Annotated in this window: 27 protein-coding genes and 2 pseudogenes; 14 read left to right on the top strand and 15 right to left on the bottom strand. The window is 68.4% G+C overall.

Going from position 1 to position 23,627, the window contains the following annotated elements; all coding sequences use genetic code 11:
• The first annotated feature begins 31 nt into the window (after positions 1-31).
• On the top strand, positions 32-1,246 hold the full coding sequence (locus tag HEP85_RS17415; RefSeq protein ID WP_369657745.1) for a serine hydrolase domain-containing protein: 1,215 nt from the start codon (positions 32-34) through the stop codon (positions 1,244-1,246).
• A gap of 112 nt (positions 1,247-1,358) precedes the next feature.
• Here HEP85_RS17415 and HEP85_RS17410 read toward each other — a convergent pair.
• Positions 1,359-1,481: pseudogene (locus HEP85_RS17410) on the bottom strand (EamA family transporter); the annotation flags it as partial.
• Positions 1,482-1,508: 27 nt separating this feature from the next.
• On the opposite strand from HEP85_RS17410, the gene HEP85_RS17405 reads away from it, so the two are divergent.
• The 4 genes from HEP85_RS17405 (at position 1,509) to HEP85_RS17390 (ending at position 3,667) form a co-directional block, all read left to right on the top strand.
• Positions 1,509-1,778 carry a hypothetical protein gene (locus HEP85_RS17405; RefSeq protein ID WP_248001965.1) on the top strand — a complete coding sequence of 90 codons (270 nt, stop codon included), beginning with the start codon at positions 1,509-1,511 and terminating at the stop codon, positions 1,776-1,778.
• Positions 1,779-1,854: 76 nt separating this feature from the next.
• Positions 1,855-2,334 (top strand): hypothetical protein, encoded by a 480-nt coding sequence (locus tag HEP85_RS17400; RefSeq protein WP_168528563.1) that lies wholly within the window; start codon positions 1,855-1,857, stop codon positions 2,332-2,334.
• A 95-nt stretch (positions 2,335-2,429) separates the two neighbouring features.
• Positions 2,430-3,416 carry a hypothetical protein gene (locus HEP85_RS17395; protein ID WP_168528562.1) on the top strand — a complete coding sequence of 329 codons (987 nt, stop codon included), beginning with the start codon at positions 2,430-2,432 and terminating at the stop codon, positions 3,414-3,416.
• A 92-nt stretch (positions 3,417-3,508) separates the two neighbouring features.
• The gene (locus tag HEP85_RS17390) at positions 3,509-3,667 is read left to right on the top strand and encodes a hypothetical protein (RefSeq protein WP_248001964.1); all 159 of its coding nucleotides are present in this window, start codon (positions 3,509-3,511) and stop codon (positions 3,665-3,667) included.
• A 341-nt stretch (positions 3,668-4,008) separates the two neighbouring features.
• Here HEP85_RS17390 and HEP85_RS17385 read toward each other — a convergent pair whose 3' ends face one another.
• Complete coding sequence (locus HEP85_RS17385; RefSeq protein ID WP_369657744.1) at positions 4,009-4,767, bottom strand: hypothetical protein; 759 nt, start codon at positions 4,765-4,767, stop codon at positions 4,009-4,011.
• A gap of 250 nt (positions 4,768-5,017) precedes the next feature.
• Between HEP85_RS17385 and HEP85_RS17380 the strand changes: the two genes are divergently transcribed.
• The gene (locus HEP85_RS17380) at positions 5,018-5,701 is read left to right on the top strand and encodes a maleylpyruvate isomerase N-terminal domain-containing protein (protein ID WP_168528561.1); all 684 of its coding nucleotides are present in this window, start codon (positions 5,018-5,020) and stop codon (positions 5,699-5,701) included.
• A gap of 121 nt (positions 5,702-5,822) precedes the next feature.
• On the opposite strand, the pseudogene HEP85_RS17375 reads toward HEP85_RS17380, so the two are convergent.
• The 3 genes and pseudogenes from HEP85_RS17375 to HEP85_RS17365 form a co-directional block, all read right to left on the bottom strand.
• Positions 5,823-5,957, bottom strand: a pseudogene (locus HEP85_RS17375) (EamA family transporter); the annotation flags it as partial.
• A gap of 129 nt (positions 5,958-6,086) precedes the next feature.
• Positions 6,087-7,754: a penicillin-binding transpeptidase domain-containing protein gene (locus HEP85_RS17370; protein WP_168528560.1), complete on the bottom strand. Its 1,668-nt coding sequence runs from the start codon at positions 7,752-7,754 to the stop codon at positions 6,087-6,089.
• 96 nt (positions 7,755-7,850) lie between these two features.
• Positions 7,851-9,479, bottom strand: coding sequence for a penicillin-binding transpeptidase domain-containing protein (locus HEP85_RS17365; RefSeq protein ID WP_168528559.1), 1,629 nt, complete (start codon positions 9,477-9,479; stop codon positions 7,851-7,853).
• A gap of 401 nt (positions 9,480-9,880) precedes the next feature.
• On the opposite strand from HEP85_RS17365, the gene HEP85_RS17360 reads away from it, so the two are divergent.
• A complete protein-coding gene (locus HEP85_RS17360; protein ID WP_211118009.1) occupies positions 9,881-10,114 on the top strand; it encodes a hypothetical protein in 234 nt (77 codons plus the stop codon).
• A 155-nt stretch (positions 10,115-10,269) separates the two neighbouring features.
• On the opposite strand, the gene HEP85_RS17355 is transcribed toward HEP85_RS17360, so the two are convergent.
• The gene (locus tag HEP85_RS17355) at positions 10,270-12,006 is read right to left on the bottom strand and encodes a fibronectin type III domain-containing protein (RefSeq protein ID WP_168528558.1); all 1,737 of its coding nucleotides are present in this window, start codon (positions 12,004-12,006) and stop codon (positions 10,270-10,272) included.
• 333 nt (positions 12,007-12,339) lie between these two features.
• On the opposite strand from HEP85_RS17355, the gene HEP85_RS17350 reads away from it, so the two are divergent.
• Positions 12,340-12,699 (top strand): hypothetical protein, encoded by a 360-nt coding sequence (locus HEP85_RS17350; RefSeq protein ID WP_168528557.1) that lies wholly within the window; start codon positions 12,340-12,342, stop codon positions 12,697-12,699.
• A 22-nt stretch (positions 12,700-12,721) separates the two neighbouring features.
• Here HEP85_RS17350 and HEP85_RS17345 read toward each other — a convergent pair whose 3' ends face one another.
• The 3 genes from HEP85_RS17345 to HEP85_RS17335 all read right to left on the bottom strand — a co-directional run bounded on the left by HEP85_RS17345 (position 12,722) and on the right by HEP85_RS17335 (position 15,921).
• Positions 12,722-13,186 carry a hypothetical protein gene (locus HEP85_RS17345; RefSeq protein ID WP_168528556.1) on the bottom strand — a complete coding sequence of 155 codons (465 nt, stop codon included), beginning with the start codon at positions 13,184-13,186 and terminating at the stop codon, positions 12,722-12,724.
• Positions 13,187-13,389: 203 nt separating this feature from the next.
• On the bottom strand, positions 13,390-15,510 hold the full coding sequence (locus tag HEP85_RS17340; RefSeq protein WP_168528555.1) for an ATP-binding protein: 2,121 nt from the start codon (positions 15,508-15,510) through the stop codon (positions 13,390-13,392).
• 93 nt (positions 15,511-15,603) lie between these two features.
• Entirely contained in the window at positions 15,604-15,921 is a 318-nt protein-coding gene (locus HEP85_RS17335) for a hypothetical protein (protein ID WP_168528554.1), read from the bottom strand.
• Between the two features lie 78 nt (positions 15,922-15,999).
• On the opposite strand from HEP85_RS17335, the gene HEP85_RS17330 reads away from it, so the two are divergent.
• A complete protein-coding gene (locus HEP85_RS17330; protein ID WP_168528553.1) occupies positions 16,000-16,242 on the top strand; it encodes a hypothetical protein in 243 nt (80 codons plus the stop codon).
• 12 nt (positions 16,243-16,254) lie between these two features.
• Here HEP85_RS17330 and HEP85_RS17325 read toward each other — a convergent pair whose 3' ends face one another.
• The 5 genes from HEP85_RS17325 to HEP85_RS17305 form a co-directional block, all read right to left on the bottom strand.
• On the bottom strand, positions 16,255-16,587 hold the full coding sequence (locus tag HEP85_RS17325; RefSeq protein WP_248001962.1) for an RRQRL motif-containing zinc-binding protein: 333 nt from the start codon (positions 16,585-16,587) through the stop codon (positions 16,255-16,257).
• Positions 16,584-17,441, bottom strand: a complete 858-nt coding sequence (locus HEP85_RS17320) for a protein spdB (protein WP_168528552.1) — start codon at positions 17,439-17,441, stop codon at positions 16,584-16,586. The genes HEP85_RS17325 and HEP85_RS17320 overlap by 4 nt, the downstream gene beginning before the upstream one ends.
• A complete protein-coding gene (locus HEP85_RS17315; RefSeq protein WP_168528551.1) occupies positions 17,441-17,785 on the bottom strand; it encodes a hypothetical protein in 345 nt (114 codons plus the stop codon). Before HEP85_RS17315 ends, HEP85_RS17320 begins: the two co-directional genes overlap by 1 nt.
• A complete protein-coding gene (locus tag HEP85_RS17310; RefSeq protein ID WP_168528550.1) occupies positions 17,782-18,045 on the bottom strand; it encodes a DUF6284 family protein in 264 nt (87 codons plus the stop codon). Before HEP85_RS17310 ends, HEP85_RS17315 begins: the two co-directional genes overlap by 4 nt.
• Before the next feature lie 83 nt (positions 18,046-18,128).
• On the bottom strand, positions 18,129-18,308 hold the full coding sequence (locus HEP85_RS17305; RefSeq protein ID WP_168528549.1) for a hypothetical protein: 180 nt from the start codon (positions 18,306-18,308) through the stop codon (positions 18,129-18,131).
• A gap of 372 nt (positions 18,309-18,680) precedes the next feature.
• On the opposite strand from HEP85_RS17305, the gene HEP85_RS17300 reads away from it, so the two are divergent.
• The 5 genes from HEP85_RS17300 to HEP85_RS17280 all read left to right on the top strand — a co-directional run bounded on the left by HEP85_RS17300 (position 18,681) and on the right by HEP85_RS17280 (position 22,247).
• Positions 18,681-19,478: a GntR family transcriptional regulator gene (locus HEP85_RS17300; protein ID WP_168528548.1), complete on the top strand. Its 798-nt coding sequence runs from the start codon at positions 18,681-18,683 to the stop codon at positions 19,476-19,478.
• Positions 19,475-20,149: a YdcF family protein gene (locus HEP85_RS17295; protein ID WP_168528547.1), complete on the top strand. Its 675-nt coding sequence runs from the start codon at positions 19,475-19,477 to the stop codon at positions 20,147-20,149. The genes HEP85_RS17300 and HEP85_RS17295 overlap by 4 nt, the downstream gene beginning before the upstream one ends.
• A gap of 607 nt (positions 20,150-20,756) precedes the next feature.
• Positions 20,757-21,152: a hypothetical protein gene (locus HEP85_RS17290; RefSeq protein ID WP_168528546.1), complete on the top strand. Its 396-nt coding sequence runs from the start codon at positions 20,757-20,759 to the stop codon at positions 21,150-21,152.
• 16 nt (positions 21,153-21,168) lie between these two features.
• Positions 21,169-21,639, top strand: a complete 471-nt coding sequence (locus HEP85_RS17285; RefSeq protein WP_168528545.1) for a hypothetical protein — start codon at positions 21,169-21,171, stop codon at positions 21,637-21,639.
• Positions 21,640-21,845: 206 nt separating this feature from the next.
• Positions 21,846-22,247, top strand: a complete 402-nt coding sequence (locus HEP85_RS17280) for a hypothetical protein (protein ID WP_168528544.1) — start codon at positions 21,846-21,848, stop codon at positions 22,245-22,247.
• Positions 22,248-22,691: 444 nt separating this feature from the next.
• On the opposite strand, the gene HEP85_RS17275 is transcribed toward HEP85_RS17280, so the two are convergent.
• A complete protein-coding gene (locus HEP85_RS17275) occupies positions 22,692-23,354 on the bottom strand; it encodes a hypothetical protein (RefSeq protein ID WP_168528543.1) in 663 nt (220 codons plus the stop codon).
• Positions 23,355-23,627 lie beyond the last annotated feature (273 nt).

The following is a 23,627-nucleotide window of genomic DNA, read 5'->3' as shown; positions in this document are numbered from 1 at the left end:
ACTGTCGCAGGCGAGTGGACGGAGTGCGGACGTGGACGTGAACGGCACAGTGGCCGAGGGCTTCGAGCCGGTCAGGACGGCGTTCCTGCGCAACTTCGAGACACTCGGGGACCGGGGCGCGGCCGTCGCCGTGTACCGGGACGGGCGCAAGGTCGTCGACCTGTGGGGCGGCGCGAAGAACGCGGATGAGGCGACCGGCGGGTCCGACGGGGCCGACGGTGCGGTCACCGGCGGTACGGCGGGCCCGGCGCCCTGGGAGCACAGCACCGCGCAGATCGTGCGCTCCGCGACCAAGGGTGTGGCCGCCGCAGTCCTGCTGCTGCTCGCCCAGCGTGGAGAGCTGGACCTCGATGCCCCGGTGGGCCACTACTGGCCCGAGTTCAAGGCGCGCGGCAAAGAGCGCGCCCTGGTCCGGCACGTGCTCGCGCACCGGGCCGGGGTGCCCGTGCTCGACCGTCCGCTCACCCCGGCCGAGGCGGCTGACCCGGACGTGACGGCCGCCGCCGTGGCCGCGCAGACGCCGGCCTGGGAGCCGGGGAGCGACCACGGGTACCACGCGCAGACGTACGGCTGGCTGACGGGCGAGCTGGTGCGCCGGGTCACCGGGCGCTCGATCGGCACCTGGATCGCCGAGGAGATCGCCGGGCCGCTGGGACTCGACCTGTGGGTCGGGCTGCCGGACGCGCAGGCGGGCCGGGTGGGCCGGGTCGCCCCGATCGAGGCCCCGGCGGCCGACGGCGGCCTGCGGCTGCGTCCGAAGCGGGCGGTCGCCGAGGCGTACGCGGACCCCTCGTCGCTCACCCGCCGCGCCTTCGGCGCGATCACCCCGCAGCCGGACGAGAACGATCCCGCCTACCGGGCCGCCGTCCTGCCCGCCTCCAACGGCGTGGCGACGGCGGACGGCCTCGCCCGCTTCTACGCGTCGCTGATCGGGGAGGTGGACGGCGTGCGGCTGTTCACGCCGGAGAGCGTCGCGCTCGCCCGCGCCGAACAGTCCGCGGGACCCGACCGCGTCCTGGTCGTGCACACCCGCTTCGGCCTCGGGTACATGCTGCACGGCAGCGCGTCCCCGCTGCTCGGCGACGGCTCCTTCGGACACCCCGGCCGCGGCGGGTCACTCGGCTTCGCCGACCCCGGCTCCGGAATCGCCTTCGGGTACGTGACGAACGGCTTCCGCAAGAGCGTGACGGCCGACCCGCGAGCGCAGGCACTGGTCAGGGCGGTGCGGACGGCACTCGGGGAGTGAGCTGGGGGCGCGGCCTGCGGAGGAGCGGGGCGCGAGGGGAGTGGGGAGCGCGGCCTGCGCAGGAGGCCGGGGGAGTCTCGCGGGGGCCGCCCACCGGGCCGTTCCGCGGCGTCTATCCGGCGTGCAGCATCAGCCCGATGCCCACCACCAGCAGCCCCGCCGCCGCGATCCGGGGCGCCCCGAACCGTTCCTTGAAGAAGACGGCGCCGATTGCCGCTCCGATGATGATCGATGTCATACCGGGCTCATAATGCGGCAGCCCATGGATCTCGAAGAGCCTCTCTCGATAGCCGACGACAAGCGCGTACTCCTGCACGGCGAGGCGAACCGGCGCGATCTGTCGGACCCTGACGACCGGTTCATCCTGCGTATCGAGGTGGCGCGCGCCTGCCGCTCTTCCAACGATTCTTCACGCCGGCTGAAGGCCGCTCTGAAAGACAAGGCCCGCGAGGGCAAGCCGCGCCCGCCGACGAGGAAGGGTAGGGGGTTCGACACCGACCGGGTGGACATCAAGCCGAACCCGCTGGACTAGTAGCGGCACCGCTGAAGGCTGCGCGCACTGTCATGGGTAGGCTTATCTGATCAATGATGTAACGGGGTGTGACAGCATGTCGTTTGATCAGGAGTGGTCGGAACTGAAGACGAAGGCCCGGATGCGGCTGGACAGCGTGTCTACGGATCCCGGCGGAACGTCGCCTGGTGGCGCGGATTTGATCCTCAGGTACGACGACATGGGGAAGATCGGGCATGCCGCTTTCCTGCTGCACCAGCACTTGTCGAGCGCTGGTAAGCATGCGCAGTCACACACCGATGCCGCCGCGAAGAGCCTGGAGAGCGAGGGGTTCGACATGGGCGACGCACTGGCCAAGGCCGAAGAGGGCTGGCAGGCGCAGCTCCAGGTGCTGGTCGACGCCTGCGCTCAGATCTCCAACCATCTCGACTACTCGGAGAAGTCGTCGAAGCAAGACGACCACTTCATCGCCGCGCAGATACGGGTCTCGAAGATCTCCGAGTATCTGGACGTGCCACCGCCTACCCCGAGTTCCGACGCGCCCCACGTTCCGAAGGCGGACGGCCCCATCATGTGACGGCTGGTCAGTGTGTGCGGGGCAGAGGGATTCCAAAGCGGACTGGGAACCCTCCGGAAAACGACGGCGGCGACGCCGGGAACGGCCGGGGGCCGATGCCGACTTTCGAAGAACTTCTCCACGTCAATCTCTCGAGGCTACAGTCGGCGGCCGACGACTGGGCCGCCATGGCGGTCCTGCTGAAGAAAGTCGCCAAAGAGGCCGGGAGCATGCGCAGCCTGGCCCAGGGAACCGAGTGGAGGGGTGAGAACGCCTCCGTCACTAAGCCGTTCGTCGTCCGGGTGTCGGACGAGTTCACCGACGCCGTCACCGAAGCGGAGAGCATCGGGAACCTGCTGGCTTCCGCACACGACAAGATCAAGACGGCGAGGAACGACCTGAAGGAGCTCTGCGGGAATCCGCCCGCAGGCATCACGATGCATACCGACGGCACGCTGAGCCGTAGCGTCCAGCCCCAGCGCATGTCTCACGGGGATCCTGAGTATGTGGTGATCCAGGCCGACTTCGACGCCCTGCAACGGCGCATCGATGCGATCATCGCCCGGGCGGCGGAAGCGGACTCGACCTGCTCCTGGGGCCTGCGGCAACTCACCAAGGACAAGCACGAGTTCGGCAGCACGTACTACGGCTCCCTCAAGGACGCGAGCATCGACGCCCGACAGGCGCAGCAGACGAAGACGGATTCGGTGGAGTACACGCCGCCCGCGAAGTGGGGCAGCGGCACCATCAAGCCCATTGCCGAGTTCCTCAGTTACCGCTCCTGGATGGGTGGTGGCGAGGCGTTCCTGCACGGAGACATCAACGGCGCGATACAGGGCTTGATCGGCGGCGCCCCCTCCGCGGCCGGCGGCAAGGCCAGCGCGGACCTCGCCAAGGGCTCGATCCTGAGCAACGTAAGCGGAAAACACCATCGCCCCACGTTCATCAACACGATCGGCAAGTTCGGAGAGAAGATATTCAGCGCGCCGGTCGCTGTGGTCGCGACGGGGATCGACTTCTACTACACGCCCAACCAGCCCAGGACCCCGGGCGACACCCATGTGGACGCCCCAGCAGAACCGGGAAAGGTGAGATACCAATGACGCACTCCGCCGGCCCACCCACGCGTGGGCGCCGCCGCCCGGACCTGCGGCACTGGCTGAAACCCCAGGGTTCGCGGTTTCTAGTCCTCGGCATGAGCATGTCCGTCGGCGGGCTCGCCGGTGGGGTGCGCTCTGCGTTGGACGGCAAGGGGATCTGGACGATCCTCGGCACCTTCGCCGTGGGGATTTTCGGCTTGCTCATTGTTGTGAGCTTCTTCGTCAACTACGAGGACCGGCGAGGCCGCCGCTGAGCCCCTTGCCGACGCGCGACGGCCCCTGCTCCGCCGCATCGAGAGGACCGCAGACCTTCGAGCGCCACGTCGCCGCGCTGGAGATCCGGCTGCTGCGGCCGCCCGGTAGGGGAGAGCGGGAACGGGCTGTGGCCGGGGTGGTCAGGCCACTGCGTCAGATCATCGGGTCCGCCAACGAGACCTGGAGTCCTCCCGTGCAGGGCCGAGGAGCCGCGCGAGTCGCGTAGCGCTCTTCGGCCTTTCCGCGTGGGGAAGTCAGCTGTCTGGGCGTCCGATGGCTCATGCTGGGTTGAGAACGTCGCCAACTGACGCCGGCGAAAAGGTAGATGTCCATCGCGCTCTCACGGCGCGGGACGAGGCCGGGTGTGCGGAATTACTGATTCCGCGAGGTCGCTGACCTGCTGGAGCTGACTCGCGGTGAGACGTCGCACGTCCCAGATGAGCTCGGCCACGCCGGCGGCGGCCGGCCGCGGTGACGAGTCGGGCGGCTCGATGCCCGTCATCGCCGCCAGGTCGCCGACGGCGACGCCGAGCACGGTGGAGAAGTCGAGCAGGAGCTCAGGGGTCAGCTGGATGCGACCATGGCCCACCCCGCCGTAGGTGGCAGCGGACCAATACCGACCGGTGAGCGCCTGGAAGGTCATGGCTGTGGCCAGCCAGTTGAGATTTCCGTTCCGCGCCATGCGCATGAGCAGGGCACCGGGACCTGGAGAGTACTGCTCGTGCACCGGCGGCCCGGGAACAGGCTTCGTGCGCTCCTCCTGGGGCAGGGACGTCACGAACCCGCGCAACGCGTCCTTCTGCTCCGGTGGCAGAGCGACGGCGTGTCGGACGAGGCGGGGAACAAGCGATCCGGCTGTCGTGTCCGTGGGGGCGAGGTCGTCGGATACGTCGACGCCGACAACCGCGAAGAGGTCCGCCGTCCGCAGACCGAGCACGGGCGCGAGCCGCCGAATCAGCGATGGGTTCGGCGTTCCGCCGTGGAACAGTGTGAGCAGTTCGCGCTCGGTGACGCCGGTGAGCTGTGCCAAGGCGCCGATGTCCAGCTGTCGATGACCCGTCAGTCGCTTCAGCACACCCAGGCCCTCATCCGCTGTCATCGGGTCAGCCTAGTCCGGTGACAACATCCGTATCAGCAGCCGAGCGCGCGCTGTTGTAGTCGGACGACGACGTGTCCAGCCCCCCGAGCAGCGAAGTTATTGCCGCGTGAAGGGGAGTTGACCGAGCTCCCGTAGTCGCACGCGATCAACCAGCGCACGCCTAGGAGCGACCAACCCCGACGTGCGCCATACGCGACCTCGACCGTACTGAGGACAACTGCGCCACTTCTGGCTGGGTAGCTTGATCGGCATGGATCAGGGGCGGGTGGTTGAAGCGTTTCGTCTTGAGGCGGGGCAGCTCGCGCGGGCGATGACGGAGGTCTCGGTTGCCGAGTGGGGTCTGCCGACGCGGTGTGCACCGTGGAACGTGAGCGATTTGCTGGCTCATGTTCGTGTGGTGATTGCCTGGCTGCCGGGCATGCTGGCCGCGCCGGCGCCGATTCGTGCCGAGGTCTCGGCAGTGGAGTACTACCGGCCCGACGACCGTTTCGCTCCGGGGGCCAACGCCGCTCGGATCGCTCTGGCCCAAGACCATGCGGCCGAACAGCTCAGCGGTGCCGCACTCGCCGACGACTTCGACGCCACTTGGCAAGAGGTGGACCGACTGTGCCGGGCCGAGCCCCAAGGGCGTGTGGTTCGCACCCGGCACGGTGATCCGATGCTCCTGTCGGAGTTCCTGCTGACGCGCGTGGTCGGGGTCGCCGTGCACGGTCTGGACCTGGCCGACGCCCTGGGGCGTGAGCCGTGGCTGACTTCCCAGGCCGCCGATCTGTTGCAGGGTCTTCTGCTCGGGCCGGATGGGGCAGCGGCACTGGAGAGGCTGGGCTGGGGTCGGCTTCACTTCCTGCGCAAGGCGACGGGGCGCGAGCCGATCACCGGGGAGGAAGCCTTGGATGTCAGCCGCCTCGGCATCCGATGGCTCACGCTGGGTTGAGAACGTCGCCAACTGGCGTCGGCGAAAAGGTAGATGTCCATCGCGTTCTCACGGCGCGGGACGAGGCCGGGGCGTACGGAGTCGCTTCTCCGGCCCCCTGACCAGCGAAGTCGTTACCGCATCAGCACGGCTTGACCGAGGGCTCCCGGAGCGCCGCGATGGGTGTCGGTGCGGCCCGTGCCTGGGCCCAGAGTACGAGGCCGTACGCCAGGACGGAGAGTGTCGAGCCCGGCAGACCGAGGGCGGCGAAGGGCCGTGGCGAGGCGACGCACTCTCCGCGCAGGGGTGGGGGCGTACAGCGGGAGCACTGCACTCTGGAGCGTGGCGCTGACCTGTGGGGTTACCGCCGCCGCTCGCGTACGTCCACCGGCGTGCGGTCCGTGGCCTAGCTTCCCGCCTTGAGGAGCGCCGCCACGATCGGGCCCGCGGTGTCGCCGCCGTGGCCGCCCTGCTGGACCACGCCGGCCGCGGCGAGGTCACCCTTCCACGCGGTGAACCAACCGTTCGGCTTCTTCTGGTTGTCGACCTCGGCGGAGCCCGTCTTGGCGCCGTAGTCGGGGCCGAGCCCGGACATCGCCTCGGCGGCCGTACCGTACGCCGCCGTGTACTGCATGAGTTCGCGAAGCTGGGAGAGCGTCCCCGCGGAGAGGGTGCGGGAGGCGGCGGCCAGCTTGCGGTGGTCCACGTCCGGCGACACCAGGTACGGCTGGTGGAACTCGCCCGACTTGACCGTCGAAGCGACCGACGCCATGTTCAGCGGGTTCATGCGGACCCCGCCCTGGCCGATCAGCGAGGCCGCCATCTGGGCCTTCGACTGGACGGGCACCGAGCCGTCGAAGCTGGGGACGCCGATGGCCCAGTTGTTCATGCTCAGCCCGAAGACCTGCTGGGCCTGCTGCGTCAGGTCGGCGTTCTCCAGTTTCGGCGCCTGGCTGACGAAGGCCGTGTTGCAGGAGCGCGCGAAGCTCGCCTTGAACGTGCCGCCCTTGATCTCGAACTTGTCGTCGTTCTGGAACTTCCAGCCGCCGTACGTGACGTACTTCGGGCACGGGTGCGGCTTGTCCGCCGAGGCGAGCTTCTTGTCGATCAGCAGCGACGAGGTGATGACCTTCATCGTGGAGCCGGGCGCCAGGGAACCCTGGAAGGCGGTGTTGAAACCGTGGCTCTGGTTGGCGACCGCGAGGATCTCGCCGGTCGAGGGACGCATCACGACGACGGACGCCCGGGTCTTCTCGGCCACCTGCTGCTCGGCGTCCGCCTGGAGGGCCGGACTGAGGGTCGTCCGCACCGTGCCCGGGGTGCCCTCGCTGAAGGTCACCAGCGTCTTGTCGGGCGACTTCTGGGTGCCCTTCGTCGCGGCCTTGCGGACCACCCGCAGTTCGACGCCCGCCGTACCGCCGGCGGTCTTGCCGTACTTCTCCCGCAGACCGTCCAGGACCGTGCCCAGCGAGGGGTACTTGGCCGTGGTCAGTTCACCGCCGGCGCGGTCGAGCGCCTTGATGGGCGGAGTGCCCGCCGCGCCCGTGACCAGACGGTCGCCGTCCTGGAGGTCCGGGTGCACGACGGACGGCTTCCAGTCGACCAGCGCGACGCCGTCCTCGGCCCGCCGGGCGACGGTCAGCTTCGACTCGTACGCCAGCGGCTTGCTCGTGCCCTTGTAGGTGACCGTGGCCTTGACGGAGAAGGGGACGGAGGCTCCCGACGGCCTGCCCGCAGTGACCGTGACGCCGGTGATGTGCGCGTCCTTGGTGTAGCCGGTCAGCACGGTCGTCGCGGCCCCGGCGTCGGTGGTGGCGGCGGCCGCCTTCGTGACCTGGCCGCTCTGCCAGGCGGCGAGGAACCGCGTGGACAGGGCGGTGACCTCGGCCGCCGTCGGCGGACCCGTCTTCACGGCCTTGTGGCCGGCGGTCGTCGACCGGTCATCGGCCGACGCGCCGCCCCCGTACAGGCTGTAGGCGCCGAACGCCCCGCCGACGACGGCCACGGCGATCAGCCCGCCGATCACGGCGGGCTTCGTCTTCCGTCGCTCGGCGACGCGCCTTCTCTTCCCCACGGTTCCCGATCCTCCGCTGCTTCCCCTGGCCCCCGGTGCCCTCACGCTCCACAACGAGGGCTCCCAGCGTAGGGTCCCGTCCTGTGAAGGGTGACTTCAGCCGCCCGTTCGTAGCACAGCTGCGACGATCGGACCGGCCGCGTCCACGCCGTGGCCGCCCTGCTGGGTCATCGCGGCGGCCGCGATGTCGTTGCGGTAGCCCGTGAACCAGCTGTTCGACCTGGACTGCGCGTCGACCTCGGCGGAGCCGGTCTTGGCGCCGATCCTGCCGGTGAGGCCGGCCATCACCTGGGCGGCGGTACCGCTGACCGCGGTGCGGTTCATCATCGTGCGCAGCTGAGCGACCGTGCTCGGCGGCAGCCCCTTGGCGGTGGCGATCTCACGGTTGTCGAGGCTGGGCGACACGATGACCGGCTGCCGGAAGACGCCGGTCATCGCGGTCGCGGTCACGGACGCCATGTTCAGCGGGCACATCTGGACCTGGCCCTGGCCGATCAGGTTGGCGGCGGTGTCGGGGCCGCCGGAGGCCGGGACGGAGCCGTCGAAGGACTCGATGCCGGTCTTCCAGTTGTTCCGGCCGAGGCCGAAGCGCTGCTCGGCCTCGTTGGTGAGCGAGTCGACCTTCACCGTGTCCGCGTACTTCACGAACGCCGTGTTGCAGGAGCGCGAGAAGCTGTCGGAGAGCGTCGCGTTCAGCTGGGGTGTCATGTTCGCCAGGTTGTGGAAGGTCTGGCTCTCCGAGACCGCGCTGTCCGGGCACGTCGCGGGGCCGTTCGCCGTGGTGATGCCGTTGTCGATGAGCGTGGCCGCGCTGATGATCTTCATGGTGGAGCCGGGGGCGAGTTTGCCGAGGAAGGCCGCGTTGAAGCCGTCCGCGCGGTGGTTGGCGACCGCCAGCACCTCACCGGTGCTGGGCTTGACCGCGACCACGGACGATTCGGCGTACCGCGCGACCGCCTTCTCCGCGGCGCCCTGCGCGCTCGCGCTGAGCGTCGTGCGCAGCTTGCCCGGCTCTCCCTTGGCGAGGGTCACCAGAGTGGTGTCGCCCGCGCCCTCGGTCGCGTGATGGATCGCGAGCTCGACGCCCGCCGTACCGCCCGCCTTGTCGCCGTACTTCTCGCGCAGCGCGTCGAGGATCGGGCCCAGCGAGGGGTACTTTTCCTTGGTCAGGACAACGTTGTTCCGGTCCACGGCTTCGATCGGCGGGCTCGCCGACTCGCCGGTGACCAGGGTGTCGCCCTCCTCCAGCTCCGGATGGACGACCGACGGCTTCCAGTCGACCAGCGCCTTGCCGGTGGTCTCGCCGCGTACGACGGTCAGTTCCGAGTCGTACGCGAGGGGCTTGGACTTCCCCTCGAACGACACCGTGGCCTTCACCGAGAACGGCACGGTCGCGCCGGACGGTGTGCCCGGTGTGATCCGCACGCCGGTGAGGTGGGCGTCGGTGCGGTAGCCGGCCAGCAGGCCCTCGGCCTGGCTCGCGTAGTTCGTGTACGTCGCCGCCTCGGCCGCGTCGCCCTTCGCCCAGGCCGCGAAGAACTTCGCCGAGGTCTCCTTGACCTCCGCGCCGCTCGGCGGCCCGCTCTTCACCGGCGCGGGCCCGCCCGCGCTCCCGCTCTCGCTCCCGTCGAGCGCGCTCACCACGTTGAACGCGCCGTATCCGGCGCCCCCGACCATCACGGCGAACACACTGCCGATGATGGCGGCCTTTGCCCCCTTGCGCATCGCGCGAAACCCTCCCCGTGGACCGCTCTTCCGAACTTCTGAACGCGTTCAGAAAAGTCGGCCTGCGTAGCACTGTATGCGGGAGGAGGGACGCGTGGGGTCTACATTTTCCGAATCGTTAGACCGGACCTCGATCGCATCCTTGAACTTAGGTCACGGATGAGGCCTGGCTACCCGGGCCACTTCCTCCCAGGCCGGTCCTGGGCCGTTCCCAGGTCACTTCCCAGGCCGCGCGAACGGCCCAGGTATACGATCGAAGGTGCGCGGCGAGTGGGGCGAGAGCCCGTGCGGCGTCCTCCCGAAGGGCTGCGCGTCCGGGAAGCGGTGAGCCGCCGCCCCCGACGCGAGCCCAGGCGTCCACCGGTCCCCGGCCCCGCCGAGGCGCCGTGCCGGGAGTAGTGATGACCAGTCCACACGAGATCGATCCGCGCGCCCTCAGCGACCCGCGCAACGTCTACCCGACCGACGAACAGTTCTACGCGCACGGCCGGCCGACCGACCCCCTGCTGGCGGAGGACCGCCCACGCGGCGGCAGCCCCGCGGCACCGCTGCACCACCGGGGGACGTGGGCGACCGTCGCGCTCGTCGCCGGCATCATCCTGCTGATCCTCGTCGGGATCGCCCTGTTCCCGTGACACCGCGGACGCACGGCGGCCCACCGGGGGCGAGATGAGAGGGCGCGGCCTCGTGCCGCGCCCCCTCGCCACGTCCGCCCAGCCAGTGCCACGGCACTAGGGCGTGATACGAAAGTCCCGCCTGCCGCACGTATCCAGCCACATCCGTGCCGGAGCTAGACGCGGTTCTGGAAGACGCAGTTCCACACGTGCGTGCCCACGACGACGCCGTCCGCGCGCACCGCCTCCAGCAGGTAGAAGTGCGTGGTCCCCCGCGCGGCCGTGGTGTCCGTGTAGGCACGGGTCTCCGCCGCCAGCAGTCCGGCGTGCAGCGGCTCGTACGCCTGGCTGGCCGCGTTCCACCGGCTGACCCGGTAGCCCGCGACGGTGTCGCACTCAGCCGTCCTGTCGCACCGCCAGTTGATGGACGGCCCGGCCACGTCGGGTCCGCCCATGATGGTGTCGTAGCCCATGCTGCCGAGGTTCCAGTCCCGGGTGACCGTCACGGACGGCCGGACGTCCAGCTCGGTGGCCTCGACGACCGTGACCTTCGGGTCGGCCGGGTGCAGTTCGTTGTCCCAGCGGTCCAGGGCGAGGACCGCGTACACGAACGTCTCTCCGTCCGGCAGGTCGCCACAGATGACCGCGAGCGGGTCGCTCATGCCCTCCGCGCAGGAGGTGGAGCTGAGCCACTTGACCGTGCCGTCGGCCTGCCGGACGCCGTTCCAGACCGCGTAGCGATCGACGTCGTCCTCGGTCGAGGCCGCCCAGCTCACCAGCACACCGTCGGCGCGCGGGGTGGCCTTCACGCCGGTGACCGGGCCGGGCGCGACGCGGTCGCCGGTGCGGACGACGAGCGGGGCGGACAGCGCCGACTCGTTTCCGGCCGGGTCCACCGCCGCGACCGCGTACGACACGTACGTGCCCGCGGGCATGTCCAGGTCGTGGCAGATGCCGCCGGTGCTGGTCTCGTCGCTCTCCTCGGCGCAGGTCACGCGGGTGAGTGCGGCCGGGTCGAGGGTCTTGCCGGGCGAGCGGTAGACGCGGTAGGTCCCGCCGTTGTCGAAGTCCTCGTAGAAGCCGTCGGGCTGCCTCCAGTACACCTTGGTGGAGCCGCTGCGGACGACGGAGCCGAGGGCGGTCGGGGACTTCGGCGGCGTCCGGTCGACACCGTCGCCGGTGACGGCGGCGTACGCCGACGGGTTGCCGAGCGCGTCGAGGGCGCGGACCCGGTAGTACCGGGCGGTGTTCACAGGTGCGTCGGTGCGGTACGACGTCGTGGTCGTCGTGCCCAGCGGCTCGAATGGGCCGGCGGCCGCGGAGGCTGCGTACACCTCGTACCTCGCGGCGTCGGTGGCCGCCCGCCAGGACAGGGTGGCCCACCACGCGTCGCCGGCGACCGTGAGACCGGTCGGTGCCGCCGGGCCGGTGCGGTCCACGGTCGCAGCGGTGGCGTCGAGGCTGCCGGCGGACTCCCGGCCCGCCTTGTCGACGGCGCGGACCTCGTACAGGAAGGTCTGGCCCGTGGCGGGCGTCGCGTCCACGAAGGACGGGGAGGTGAGCAGCGACGAGCCGCCGGCCCTCGCCCAAGGGGTGGTGCTCAGCCGGCGGTACACGCGGTAGCCGGCGAGGTCCATCTCCTTGTTCGCGGCCCAGCGCAGGGTGGTCTTCGTGGTGCCCCGGTCGTACATGGCGGTGAGGCCGGTCGGGGCCAGCGGCTTGACGGTGTCGACGGCGGCCTCGGTGCGCGGGGCGTACGTGAACCCGGCGTAGGCGAAGCCGGTCCAGGCGACGTAGTCCACGCGGATCGCGTGCTTGCCGGCGGGGATGGTCAGGTCGACGGTCTTGCGGGCGGTGGTGGAGACGTTCTTCCACAGGTCGATCTTCCGCACGCCGTCGACGTAGACGCGCATGCCGTCCTGCGTGGCGGCAGCGAGCCGGAAGGGGCCGCCGGAGCCGAACCCCGAACGCGCGCCGGTAGCCCTTGGTGCCCCCGCCGATGCACGAAAACGCGTCGAGCACGCGGAAGGGTTCGAGCCGGGCGGGCAGTCGCCGGACGTCGGTGGGTTGCGTCATGCTGAATGTCTCCAGTTCCTTGGTGAGGTGCTGGCGAGCAAGGGCGGCCCCGGTTCTTGGCGGAATGGGGGGCCGCCCTTGGCGTAGCTGCGCCATATGTGGACGCGTGGTGTGGGGGGTGTCATGATCACGCAAGCGTCTGACCTGCATTGGCACCCGGAGGGGGAAACATGTCCATCTACCTCGGGGCGTTTTTCGCCTTGGGCGCGTTGGTGGTCGCTGTCGGCGGCATCGCCGCGATCACTTATGGCTGGGTACTCCCCAGCATCCGGGCGAAGGTGGTGCGTCCTCGCCTCTACGGCTTGGGAGTGCTGGTCCTCGCCGTCGGCTTGTTCTTGATGGGGGCCGCCATGGTGGCGTCCACCGACGTGGTCGAGTCGGCGGTAAGAACGGTTGCCGTCGGACTCGTGCTTGTCAGTTCCAAGGTGACCCGGACGAGCGGACGCCCTGCGGGTGTCGATGAGCAGATCCCGGACAAGACCTTGCCGGGGCCAGCCGTTGAACCAGATGGTCCGGGTGATCGGCAGTGACGCCACGCTCCCCTCGCGCTAGCTAGCTGTAGAAGCGGTTGCGCTTGATCACGGCCTTGCGGATGTGGACCGTGGTCCCGCCCTTCGAGCCGGACGCGGAGAAGATCTGTACGGCGATCCATCCGCCGAAGATCACGGCGGCCAGGATGATCAGTTGGGTGATCAGTGCGGTGAGTGCGGCGATGAACGTCGTCAGGAGCAGCAGCCCGCCGCACACCGTGGCGAACCCGACGCCCCCGAGTGCCACGTTCACGGCCGCACGGGACACGGCCGGCTTGGCCACAGCCGGTACGGGCTGCATGGGGTTGATGGCGTAGCCGGTGACGACTCGCCCATCCGGCAGGACGACGCTCGCCACGCTTGGAACGGCGCCTGGCTGTATGGGCACGAGGGGTGCCGGGATCACGGCGGCGGGGATGAGCGGGGTGGGCCGGTGGACGTCCAATGCGGTCTCGTAGCAGTCGTGGGTGGGGTGTTCGGGGTACATGCGGAATCCCTTCGCGATGCGGTGCAGGGAGGCGGGGCCACACCCTTGCGGGGTGGCTGTGGAGGGGTTTTCGGGGGTCTGACCTGCGGTCCTCCCTGACTCCCTGAACGATCATTTGTGCAGCTCAGAGGCAGGGAGGCGGGTCAGGGAGGGGTTCAGGGAGTTCTCCCTGTCTCCCTGGCCCGTCACGGGTCGGCTCCCTGTCATCCTTCGGCGGAAGCAGAACCGTCCGTGTCCCGGTTGGCGAGCGCCCGCAGGACGCGGTCACGACCGACGACCATGACCCCATCGGACTTGTAGGCGATGTCCGGGCCAGCCGCGTCCAAGACGCGCTTGAGGTCGATGAACGACCAACCGCCGTAGGCATCCGCGCTCAGCGTCGCGAGGCGAGCCAGCACGTCCTTGGTCCGCACCCGGGACGCGTCCCCGAGCACCGCGGCGATGTCCGCGAGCGGGTCGCCCTCCTCACCCCGCTCGATCACGGTCAGCGTCGTGACTCCGTCGCGCAGGGCCGTGGCCCGGTCGGCGATGGCAGTCGCCTCTTCGGTGCTGATGTAGTGCGTCCGCACCGTGATGGACGACTGCCCCTTCGGAATCTCGATCCCGTCCGACGCAACGACCAACGTCCCCTTGTCTAGCCCGGGGCGCAGCAGGTGCGGGGCGGCCCCACCGTCGACGGCCTTGTCCCCGAGCGCCATGCGGGCCTGGGAGTCGGAGCCGAGCGCGAGGGAGGCGCGGGTGTGCGCGCCCTCGCGGACCAGCTTGGGAAGGTTCTGGTCGGTCGGGTCCTGCGTGCCCTGCCACAGCAGCACGTTCACCGCGCGGCCCTGGTTGTGGATCTTCCGCGCGGCCATGAAGTACCGGGAGGTGGAACTCGACCCGCCGTAGGGCCGCTTGTCCTCACCCTTGACCGGGCACATGAACGCGACCTGCGCCTCATCCACGATCACGATCAGCGCCGGGAACTGCGTACCGGGCGGCGACTGGAGACGGCGGTTCATCTCCTCCACCGCGTCTTCCAGCATCTCCGTGACCTGGATGACGTGCTCGTCGGTCGGGCCCTGGATGAGCCGGGCGGCGAGCCCGTCGCACATGGCCCAGTCGCCGGCGCCCTTGAGGTCACCCATCCAGAACTCCACCGACCGATCCAGGGCCAGCCACAGGACCAACGACCGCAGTGCGGCCGTCTTGCCCTGGTTGGACAGACCGGTGATCAGAAGGTGACGCTGGTAGACGGACAGGGCCGCCGCGTCGCCGCGCAGGTCCTGACCCCACGGGGCGCGTCCCTTGGCGTAGTCGGCGGTCATGGTCTGGTCGGTGACCAGCGGGGACGGGCCGATCGGCTGGTCAAGCGCGCCGGAGTCCGCGATCCACAGCCGGACCGTGCGGGCCGCCTGCGGGATCACGATGAACACCTCGTGCTCATGCCGGGACAGGTTCTCAGCGAGCTTGCGGCGCCGGTTCTGGATCTCGTTCGTGGACACCCCGGACGGCAGGGTGACGTCGACTTCTACGCCGCATCCGGCGATCCGGATCGGTCCGAGCATGCTCGCGCCGGCATCGCCCATCTCCTTGATGGCGTTGCGCAGCGCGGGCACTCCGAGGTCCCGGAGCGCCTTGACGACGATGGACGGGGTGATCGGCTCGCCCTCGCCGTTGCGGACGTTCGCCGGCAGTGCCCACTGAGGAGCGGCTTGTTGCTTGCTGCCGATCGTCCAGAGGGCGAGCAGGGCGAGGAACGGGCCGATCGTCAGGGCCGGCCCCCACACCACCTGAACGATCGTGATCATCAGGTTGATGAACTCGACTACGGCCATCAGAGGGGTGACGACGTGCGTGACGTCCTTCGTAGCGATCGCCATGACGATCCCGAGCGCGATCAGACCACCGATGCCCGCGCCGGTGCCGACTGCTATGCCCTTGGCTGCGTCCACGGGCGAGTGGAGGAGGTCCATGCGGCGGCGGTGGCGGGCCGCGCGGAACTGTTGCCCGCGCTCCTCCCACTCCGCGGCCACCTCGTAGTTCCCGGCGGCTTCCGCGGCGCGGAACATCCGCTCGTAGCGGGATGCGGTGCGGCCGTCCCACGTCTGCTTCGCCGCGATCTTCGCCCCGCCGGCGACGTAGAGCGTGTGGCGGGCGATGGCGCGGGCGGTCGTCTTGGTCGTCTCGTGCGTGACCGCGTGCTTCACGGCCCGTCCGGAGCGCACCCAGAGCGGAACGGGTGCGGCGGGGGCCGGTTCGGGGACCACGGTCAGCGTGGTCACGGTGCCAGGCTCGGGGGTCGGCGGGGTGTTCTTGTGCAGGGGAACGACGTTGTCACTCATCGGGAAAGCACTCCTGACTGCCCCATGGCGGGGTGAAGTTGAAGAGAGAGATCAGTGCGGAGTGGTGCGGGAGCGGGGTGGTGCGGGCGGGTTTCACCACCAGCCGGATGACTTCTTGGCGGCCTTGGCGCGGGCGGCTTCGGTGATGAGCCGCTGACGCTCGCCGTGCAGGGCGGTCAGTTCCGCGTTCAGCCGGGTCTCCGCAGCGTTGGACACGGAGTCCAGTCGCTGTTCGGCGCGGGCGGGGCTCTTGCCGCGGGCGACGCGGTAGGAGCCGCCGGCGAGCGCGGTGAGCACGGCGCGGCGCTCGGAACTGGTGAGCGGCCACGTCTCGCCGCGGCGGACCGCTTCGAGCTTGCGCATCGTCTTGTGGATCTCGCGGTCCAGGCGACGGGTGTCGGCGTTGGCCATGCTTGTTTCCCTTCGTGGGACGGGAGTTGGGGTGTGCGGGCAGAGCTGTCGTTTCTGCGGGAGCGATAAGGTCCGCGCATGGGTGGGGAGATCGAGGCGCACGGCGCCGGCACAGGTGAAAGCAGCACGTCCAAGGGAAGTACCGAGCCGTCGTCGGCACCGAGCACTGAGGACGGGTCCTCATGGCGCCGTCTCGCCGGGCAGATAGCAGGCGCAGCGGTTTTCCTGGCGGTGGCAGCGGACCGGCTGGGCCTGCACTTCTTTCTGTTGCTTGCGCGTTTCGCCGTGCACGCGTATTCGTGGCTCGGCTTCGGGAACTGAGCTGGTCCCGTCTCACCCGAGCGGGTCGGCGCAGGGTACGCAGGTGCCGAGTGAGGTGGGGATGACGTATCCGGCGTCGCGTCGGCAGGCCGGGCAGGTGCGGCGGGCGCGCATCATCGCCGCGTGAGCCCGCCACCGGCCCGGCGTCATCGGTCGGACCGGTCGGGCGAGATCGACGCGGTAGAGGTAGGCGACCAGCGGCGGCCGACCCCGGCCGCGGGGCCGTTCGAGCTGGGCGGCGACGTCCTGACCGCCGGGGCGCATGTTGCGCGCCCGGAGTTGGCGGCGGGTGGCGTAGCCGTCCGGGGCGAGGCGCCACCGGAACACCGGCAGCGTCCCGCTCACGCGACGCGCTTCCACGCGGCCCGGAGTCGGACCTCGGATGCGGAGTGGCCGGCCGCGCGGAACCGTAGGGCCATCTCGCGGTAGGAGAGGGCGGGCGTTTCGCTGTGCCGGATCTCGTCGACGAGCGTGTCGAGGGCCGCGTCGCTGAGGGCGGGCGCGGTCTCCAGCGCGGGCGCCAACGGCTCGATGGGACCCCAGACGGGCAGTTCCCAGCGGGGTGTGACGTCGGGTGTGACGCGGTGCGTCACGCTGGTGAGCGCCCTTCCGGTGTCCTCACCGTTGCGCGCGGTCTCCAGCGTCGACCAGGCGCGGGAGAGGGTCTGTGCGGTTTTGGCCTGGACGCGGGCGACGCGGGCGCCGGCTTCCGTCACGGCCGTCAGCCGGGTCTCCTCGGTGCCGGCTTCGGCCCGCAGTCGGGCGCGGGCCACGGCCGCTTCGTCCCGGGCTTCCTGCTGGACTCCGCGGATCATGTCGAGGGCGCGTGGGGTGAGGGCGGTGCGCTCCCACATGCCGTGCACCAGCCACAAGGCCTTGGCCGCGATGGGCAGCCACGCCACGGCCAGCCACGCGCCCGTGGACGCTTCCACGGTGAGCGCGTGAGCGACCAGGACACCGGTGGCGACCAGGCCGAACGACCAGCCGACCGCGGTCACGGCCCGGCTGTGGTCGCCTTGGGCGGCGAGGCGGCGTTCGTAGGCGAGGGTGGCGAGCCATCCGCCGTCGATGCCCAGACCGACGACCAGGGCGACGGGCCACGGCATCGCCGTGCCCAGCCACATCACCACCACGGCGAGGGTGAGGACCAGGGACACCGCAGTCACCGCGACGGCGGGCAGAGCGGTCGGGCGTGCCATCACGCCACCCCCGCCTCGGACATCCGCGCGCCGGCGGGAACCTCCGTGAAGCCAGTCAGGGCGACGTTCGCACCGCCGTACTCGGTCTGTGCGGTCATTACGGCGGTGCGGTGGTCGCACTGCACGTGGAAGTCGACCGCACTCGGGTCGATGCCGAGCGCCGCCCGCCACGCCTCGAACCCAGTGAACCCGCCCTGCGACGGGTGGAACGACAGGGACAGTCGGTCCGGGTAGATCGCGGATACGTCGACCACCGGGGCAGGCAGGTCCGGGAAGTCGAGCGCCAGCAACCGCAGCGCCCGCAGCGGCGCGGACAGGGCGTCCAGCGTGAGAATCGTGCTCATGCCGCACCGCCCACCGCGTCGGTGGTGCGGTTGGCGAGGACGCGGTACTCGCTGAGGACCCGAGCGAGGGCACGCCGCACGCGGCGGGTGTCGACCTCGTTCGGGGTGCGGTCCATGGCGATGATCTGCGCGTCGATCAGGTCGACGTCCGCCAGGATCAGCGGCATCTCCGACTCGATCGCGTCCAGCTCCGCATCCGTCGGCTCGTTCCAGTCGGCGAACGCAGTAACAGCTTCCTGAACAGTGACGATGGTGTTCATTGGGTCGTGGTCTCCCTAGAAGATGTACGGCCCGACAGCGCCCCCGGAGTTCCAGCTCCGGGGGCGCGCCGTTGGGGTGGGTGTCAGTCGGTGATGGTGATCTGAGCGCCGGGGCGCTTCTGCCGGCTCAGCTCGTTGCCGATCGCGGTCCGGGCGTCGGCCCGGCTGACCACGTGGTCGAAGTGCGCGGTGTCACTGACCTGCTCCCGCTTACCGGTGCTCAGGTCCGTGACAAAGGCGGTGAAGCGGTAACTGCGCTTCATGCAGGACTCCTGACGTGTTGATGGGGGCGGGCCTGGCCGGACGGCTCCGGTCTCGGCCCCTGTCGCCTCGCTTGCACGACCGCGGTGGCCGGGCAGGCGAGGGGAGGCAGCGGCCGTCACCCGGACCGCCGCGGGGACGGGGGTTCCCCCGTCGATTCGTCGCACTGTTGAGTTCTCAAGGAACGACCAGCAAGGGGCCCCACGTTGAGGCGAGCAATCCCGAACCGGCATGGCCCGTTGGCAGCTCAAAGAAGAGCCGCCAACTCGCTGTCCTAGGGCTGCGAGCGCTTGGGATGGCAGTGGCATGCAGTCCTAGGACTGTCAACAGTCCTAGGACTGTGATTCACTGGTTCGCGTCGAGAGGAGTTCTGCGTGGCACCGAAGTGGCGCGACCTGGCGGACAGGCTCGCGGAGCAGATCAAGAACGGTGAGTACGCACCGGGCGCCCAGTTGCCCCAGATCAGGGAGTTGGTCGACGCAGGAGAAGGCTCGAAGGCCACCGTTCACCAGGCCTATAAGGCTCTGGAGGCCGAGGGCCTGGTGACGTCTACACGCGGCCACGGCACCGTGGTGCGTCCGCGCACTCCCCTTAAGCGGCTTGGTATCGCCCGCTACGACAAGGCGAAGTGGCGTGACGGGGACGAGGTGGCGTTCATCGCTGACCGAGTTGCTTCGGGACGGGCCTATAAGCGCGACGAGCAAACGCAGACCGTAACCCGTGTAGAGGCGAACAGCCTCGTGGCGGAGGGGCTAGGCGTCTCAGTCGGCTCTGAGGTGTACGCGCGCGCCCGCCTCGTGAAAGAGGGAACGCAGCCGACCCACACCCTGACTAGCTACTACAGACCAGAGCACGTCGAGGGCACACGCATCGTTGACGCCACCCCTGGCCCTGCCGGCCGTGGCGGCGGATACCGGGTTCTCTATGACGCCGGATACGAGATCGACCACATGAGAGAAGCCTTGTTCGCCCGAGTCCCGACCGCGGACGAGGTGCAGCTCCTGCAACTCCCCGCCGGTGAGCCCGTGGTCGAGCTTCACCGGACCACGTACACCGCAGACGGCACGGCGGTCGAGTTCGCAGTGGGTATCCACTCAGCGTCTCGCTTCGCCTGGGAGTACGACTTCAAGGTTCCGGACTCGGCGGCAAAAGACAGGAAGGGCCAGGAATGATCTCGGCGCAGACATGGGCGGATGCCCGGCTCCTGTGGGACTACCACCGCATGCACCACGACCCGCGACCCTGTTCGGTGGCTGTCGGTCTGGGCAGCCACGACCTAGGGGTGGCTGACATGACCGCGGAGCTGTTTCGCCAAGGCATGGCGCCGGTCATCGTGTTCACCGGGGCCACAAGCCCCACGACCCGGTCACGCATGCCGCGTGGAGAGGCAGTCCACTACCGGGAGCGGGCATTGCAGCTCGGGGTCCCCGATTCCGCCGTATTCGTGGAGCCGCGCGCGACGAACACCGGCGAGAACATTGAGTTCACGAAAACACTGCTGGCAGAGGCCGGTATCGCGGTCTCGGCAGTCCTGCTCGTGAGCAAGCCGTATGAAGAGCGGCGCTCGTACGCCATGATGCGGAAGCTCTGGGCCGACGTAGAGGTGGTGTGCGCGTCCACGCCGATGAGTTTGGAGAAGTACGCCGACTCCATCGGGGATGCTCGCATGGTGATCGACATGATCGTGGGCGCCCTGCAACGCGTGCTCGTGTTCCCTGGCTGGGGTCTGGCCGTCGAACAGGATGTCCCAGACGCAATCGTGGCTGCCTACGAGCGGCTGTGTGCCGAAGGGTTCACCGGACGGCTCCTGCCCGCTGACGTTGCCGCTCGTCCTAGCGGGTGATGTCGACGCAGGCTACGGGCCGGCGGCGCGGTAGAACTTTCTCTATTTCATCAAGGCCCGCGCACGGCGCGGTCGCACGCCGCCTTGTCGGCGGGGCCGCCGCCCTGTCTTCGCCAGCGGCGGCCCCGCCCGGCGGCGCGGTAGCGGCAGCGGGCACGAAGTAGGAGACACCCTCTGGCTGGGGCGGTCGGCTCCACGACTTTAGCCAGCCACTTTGGCGCGAGCATCGAAGATCACGGCCCCAACGTCGTGCTTTACCGGGCAGGTCCACAGCCTGCCCGACGCGCCGGAAGCTTACGGGGCCATGATCACTCGTGCCAAAGCAGCTCCCGACCAAAGTCGCTACGCCGACCTCTCGTCGCTGTGAGCCTGATCCACTTGTGAGCGATCATGACGGCTGCACGACGCTGCTTCGTTATGGCCGTAAAACTCAGGCTGGGAGCGGCTGGGCTATCGCGGCTCAGATCTAGCTCAAGTCGGTTGAATATCACGAACACCGGTGGCTAAGTTCGACTCCGTTCGCCACAAGGGGAACTCAGTTCGCTCCACCCCCGCACCACCCCGGCCTGACCAGCACGGGAGTGGCTCATGCAAAGGAATGTGAGCATTGAAGTACATCGGCAGGACGGTGGCGGTGACTGCCTCAGCGGCACTCGCAGCCCTGGCGTTTGTGGGCCAGGCTAGCGCTGACGCTGACAAGACCGACAACCACGTAGCACTTCACGTCACCGGGAAGAAGCTACACGTCGACGATGTGACTATCTATGGCGGTTCACCCAGTAACAATTACTGCCTGAACGCCCGTGTCACCTTCGACAACTCCAGGGGCAATCAAACCTACTACCTGTGGCACCCGAGGGGGCAGCGCTGCGGGAACGGCGACTACTACACGGGGATCGCCAAGGACACGCGGTGGCCCAACGGAACCAAAATCTGCGCGGCCTTCTACAGGACGAACGGGGACCGCTGGGGCGGCAAGCCCTGCGCGACCATTCACAACTGACCAGGGGGAAACGACAATGAGTTGGAAGAAAAAGGGATTCGCGGCCACAGCAATCGGCGCGGCCATCGTCCTCGGTGGTGCGTCTGCAGCGTTCGCGGAAGGTCCGCACTACCCGCAGTCCTCGGGGCGGGTAGCCGGCGGCAGCCACAACCAATGTACCTACAATTGGATCCAGGCCGACACGACGAACTTCCCGGGGCACCGCGGCAAGCATGTGTTCGTCTCCGGCATGGCCTACTACAGCGCTGGGGGTGGCAGCGATCCTCGCTGCCACCCTCACGTTGAGATTACGTACAAGAACAACGCCGGAGAGGCTTCCCATACGTGGGGCAAGAAGCAGAGCAACGGCGCGTTCGAAGCAGCGGTTGAAGCCAAGTCCTACAAGTTGGTCTACCACACCGAGATGTGGGTCACGGACAACGCCGGGCATACCATCAGCGGCACCTACATCCAGGTGGACCCCAGGGGGCGGGTCCTCGCCAGGTGATAGTGGTATCCCTTTGAGAGCTCCTCAGGAGGACGGCTAGCGCCCCTAGAGAGCTCTCTTGTTCCGCGCACGGCGGTACCTAGACTTTCACCGTTTTCGTACTGATGGGCCCGTCCGGGGACGCCCCCTGGCCTGGCCCATCAGTCGTCTCCCGAGAGCCTGTGCGGTATCCTCCCTCGACAAGCATCACGGACCCGGAGGGCGAGATGGACCAGGACGGCGCGCACCTGGTACGAGGCAGACTGATGAATGCGGGGCAGCCCCATCTGAGCCAAGTGAGCCTTCCCTATGAAGAGGTAATTCGGGTCGTCGTGCTCCTCGGCTACTACGAAAAGGCGTGGGAAGAGCACCAGATCGGTAATGCTCTGAACTGGTGGCGAGCCCTGCCTGAGGCACTTCCTCAGTCGGAAGGATGGGCCTTCACCCTACGCGACTTCGAACCTGCATGGATTAACGAGACACAGAACGGTGACTTCACCGCCGTTTACGTCTCGGCTGATGAAGATGGTCACATGTCGTATCAAGTCATCGGTAACCATGGCGGCAACGAGACTGAGACGCTCTGCCCGGATATCACAGTCTTGAAAAGTGCACTGCTCGCGAACTGACGGTTTGCGCGCGGTAGGGGTCGGCGGAAACGGGAGCCCACGGTCGTGCGCCTTGGGGGGATACTCCTGGGAGGTAAGGGCCGTGCAGTAGCGGCGTACAGCAACCCCCGTGACCGCACTCGATTGCAAACAGACCCAGACGACCGTCTGACCAGCCCACCAGACCTCGACGTCCTCCCCGCCCGTAGTTTGCATCGAGGGGGATCCTGCGGCCCTGGCAGCAAAGCGGTGCAAAATGGCAGCACCAGACAGCCGCCAGCAGCACTGAAAGCCGCGGCGCCAATAGGGGTGACGTTTTCCGGCCGAACTCCTAAAGGAGCAGCCGGACTTTGACTATTCGTGAACACCCCGGCCGATCTACCGCGCGCTGGGTCGGGATCTGCTTCTGGTCGACCTCCGAAAACCTGTACGGCCAATCCCTTTTCGGATTCTAGATGCACCGGTTCACGGCACCAGCCCACCAGAGTAAGCGCCCCTCTCACCGCCCCAGCCGGTTTGCGTTTTCCAGACAACACGTATCCCTAGGTCACTCAACAGGGAAATATGCGCCCCTCCTATCTCTTCGCTGAATAGCGCCACCATTCCAGGCTTAACCCCTTCGGAGTAGAAAAAGTGACGATACTCAAGAAGCTGAGCGAGCGCCGCTCTAGCAGCTTCAGTCCCGTTTCCCCGATACACCACCTTGACTTCAACCAGCCAAGTTTGCGCACCACGGACGAGCTCCAGGTCTCGCGGATGAACCTTAGTCGACGGGCGCCAACGCATACTCGCCATTTCTTGCCCGTAGGAACGCAGTAGATCTTCATGCTCCCGCTTTTTAGTAAGCTCCCGACCCGCTACCCTTGCAACATACTCACTTGCATCTTTAGGGGAAAAGTCGGCTAAGAGATCCCTCTCATCTACGGGATCCATTTGACATGCAGAAAACATTGACCCTTGCGGCGATATCCGCCATTCATCCCCCCGAGATGAAGGCATCATGAGCCCTTCTCTTTTCAACAGGTGATAAAGAGAGTCCAGATTGTTTCTCCATGCCTCCTCTCCGCGTCTCCCCACCCGGGGCAAGCGGTCTTCGGTGGTGAACTGGTGGCCGAACTTGTCCGCCACGCGTCCATGCACGTCTGCACGTGGGGCAGAACCTCCGAGCTCCGCTACAGCTATCAACAACCAGCTCTTTAGGACGCCGCGTGGTGTCTCAGACATACGAGGCAGTCTGCCAGCGGGCAGATGATTCTTCAGCGGGATCGTTGTGCTTGCTACGCCCCGACGATGCTGAGGCTCCGGGTTAGCAGTGCGACACCGCAGCCGCGGCAACCGTCCCCGGCCGCTCTCCTGCCGTCAGGCCCGTGCAGCGACCGGAGTGGACGTCGCCGACCAGTA

This window comes from Streptomyces sp. RPA4-2 (genome assembly GCF_012273515.2).
GTDB classification, from domain to species: domain Bacteria; phylum Actinomycetota; class Actinomycetes; order Streptomycetales; family Streptomycetaceae; genus Streptomyces; species Streptomyces kaempferi.
The sequence above is the reverse complement of the archived record's forward strand: the minus strand, read 5'-3'. Positions and strand labels throughout refer to the sequence as shown.

Coding starts and splice junctions, on each gene's coding strand:
- HEP85_RS17405 (WP_248001965.1), top strand. CDS start 1,509: ATGGATCTCGAAGAGCCTCTCTCGATAGCCGACGACAAGCGCGTACTC.
- HEP85_RS17400 (WP_168528563.1), top strand. CDS start 1,855: ATGTCGTTTGATCAGGAGTGGTCGGAACTGAAGACGAAGGCCCGGATG.
- HEP85_RS17395 (WP_168528562.1), top strand. CDS start 2,430: ATGCCGACTTTCGAAGAACTTCTCCACGTCAATCTCTCGAGGCTACAG.
- HEP85_RS17390 (WP_248001964.1), top strand. CDS start 3,509: ATGAGCATGTCCGTCGGCGGGCTCGCCGGTGGGGTGCGCTCTGCGTTG.
- HEP85_RS17385 (WP_369657744.1), bottom strand. CDS start 4,767: ATGACAGCGGATGAGGGCCTGGGTGTGCTGAAGCGACTGACGGGTCAT.
- HEP85_RS17380 (WP_168528561.1), top strand. CDS start 5,018: ATGGATCAGGGGCGGGTGGTTGAAGCGTTTCGTCTTGAGGCGGGGCAG.
- HEP85_RS17365 (WP_168528559.1), bottom strand. CDS start 9,479: ATGCGCAAGGGGGCAAAGGCCGCCATCATCGGCAGTGTGTTCGCCGTG.
- HEP85_RS17360 (WP_211118009.1), top strand. CDS start 9,881: ATGACCAGTCCACACGAGATCGATCCGCGCGCCCTCAGCGACCCGCGC.
- HEP85_RS17355 (WP_168528558.1), bottom strand. CDS start 12,006: ATGCGCGTCTACGTCGACGGCGTGCGGAAGATCGACCTGTGGAAGAAC.
- HEP85_RS17350 (WP_168528557.1), top strand. CDS start 12,340: ATGTCCATCTACCTCGGGGCGTTTTTCGCCTTGGGCGCGTTGGTGGTC.
- HEP85_RS17345 (WP_168528556.1), bottom strand. CDS start 13,186: ATGTACCCCGAACACCCCACCCACGACTGCTACGAGACCGCATTGGAC.
- HEP85_RS17340 (WP_168528555.1), bottom strand. CDS start 15,510: ATGAGTGACAACGTCGTTCCCCTGCACAAGAACACCCCGCCGACCCCC.
- HEP85_RS17335 (WP_168528554.1), bottom strand. CDS start 15,921: ATGGCCAACGCCGACACCCGTCGCCTGGACCGCGAGATCCACAAGACG.
- HEP85_RS17330 (WP_168528553.1), top strand. CDS start 16,000: ATGGGTGGGGAGATCGAGGCGCACGGCGCCGGCACAGGTGAAAGCAGC.
- HEP85_RS17320 (WP_168528552.1), bottom strand. CDS start 17,441: ATGGCACGCCCGACCGCTCTGCCCGCCGTCGCGGTGACTGCGGTGTCC.
- HEP85_RS17315 (WP_168528551.1), bottom strand. CDS start 17,785: ATGAGCACGATTCTCACGCTGGACGCCCTGTCCGCGCCGCTGCGGGCG.
- HEP85_RS17310 (WP_168528550.1), bottom strand. CDS start 18,045: ATGAACACCATCGTCACTGTTCAGGAAGCTGTTACTGCGTTCGCCGAC.
- HEP85_RS17305 (WP_168528549.1), bottom strand. CDS start 18,308: ATGAAGCGCAGTTACCGCTTCACCGCCTTTGTCACGGACCTGAGCACC.
- HEP85_RS17295 (WP_168528547.1), top strand. CDS start 19,475: ATGATCTCGGCGCAGACATGGGCGGATGCCCGGCTCCTGTGGGACTAC.
- HEP85_RS17285 (WP_168528545.1), top strand. CDS start 21,169: ATGAGTTGGAAGAAAAAGGGATTCGCGGCCACAGCAATCGGCGCGGCC.
- HEP85_RS17280 (WP_168528544.1), top strand. CDS start 21,846: ATGGACCAGGACGGCGCGCACCTGGTACGAGGCAGACTGATGAATGCG.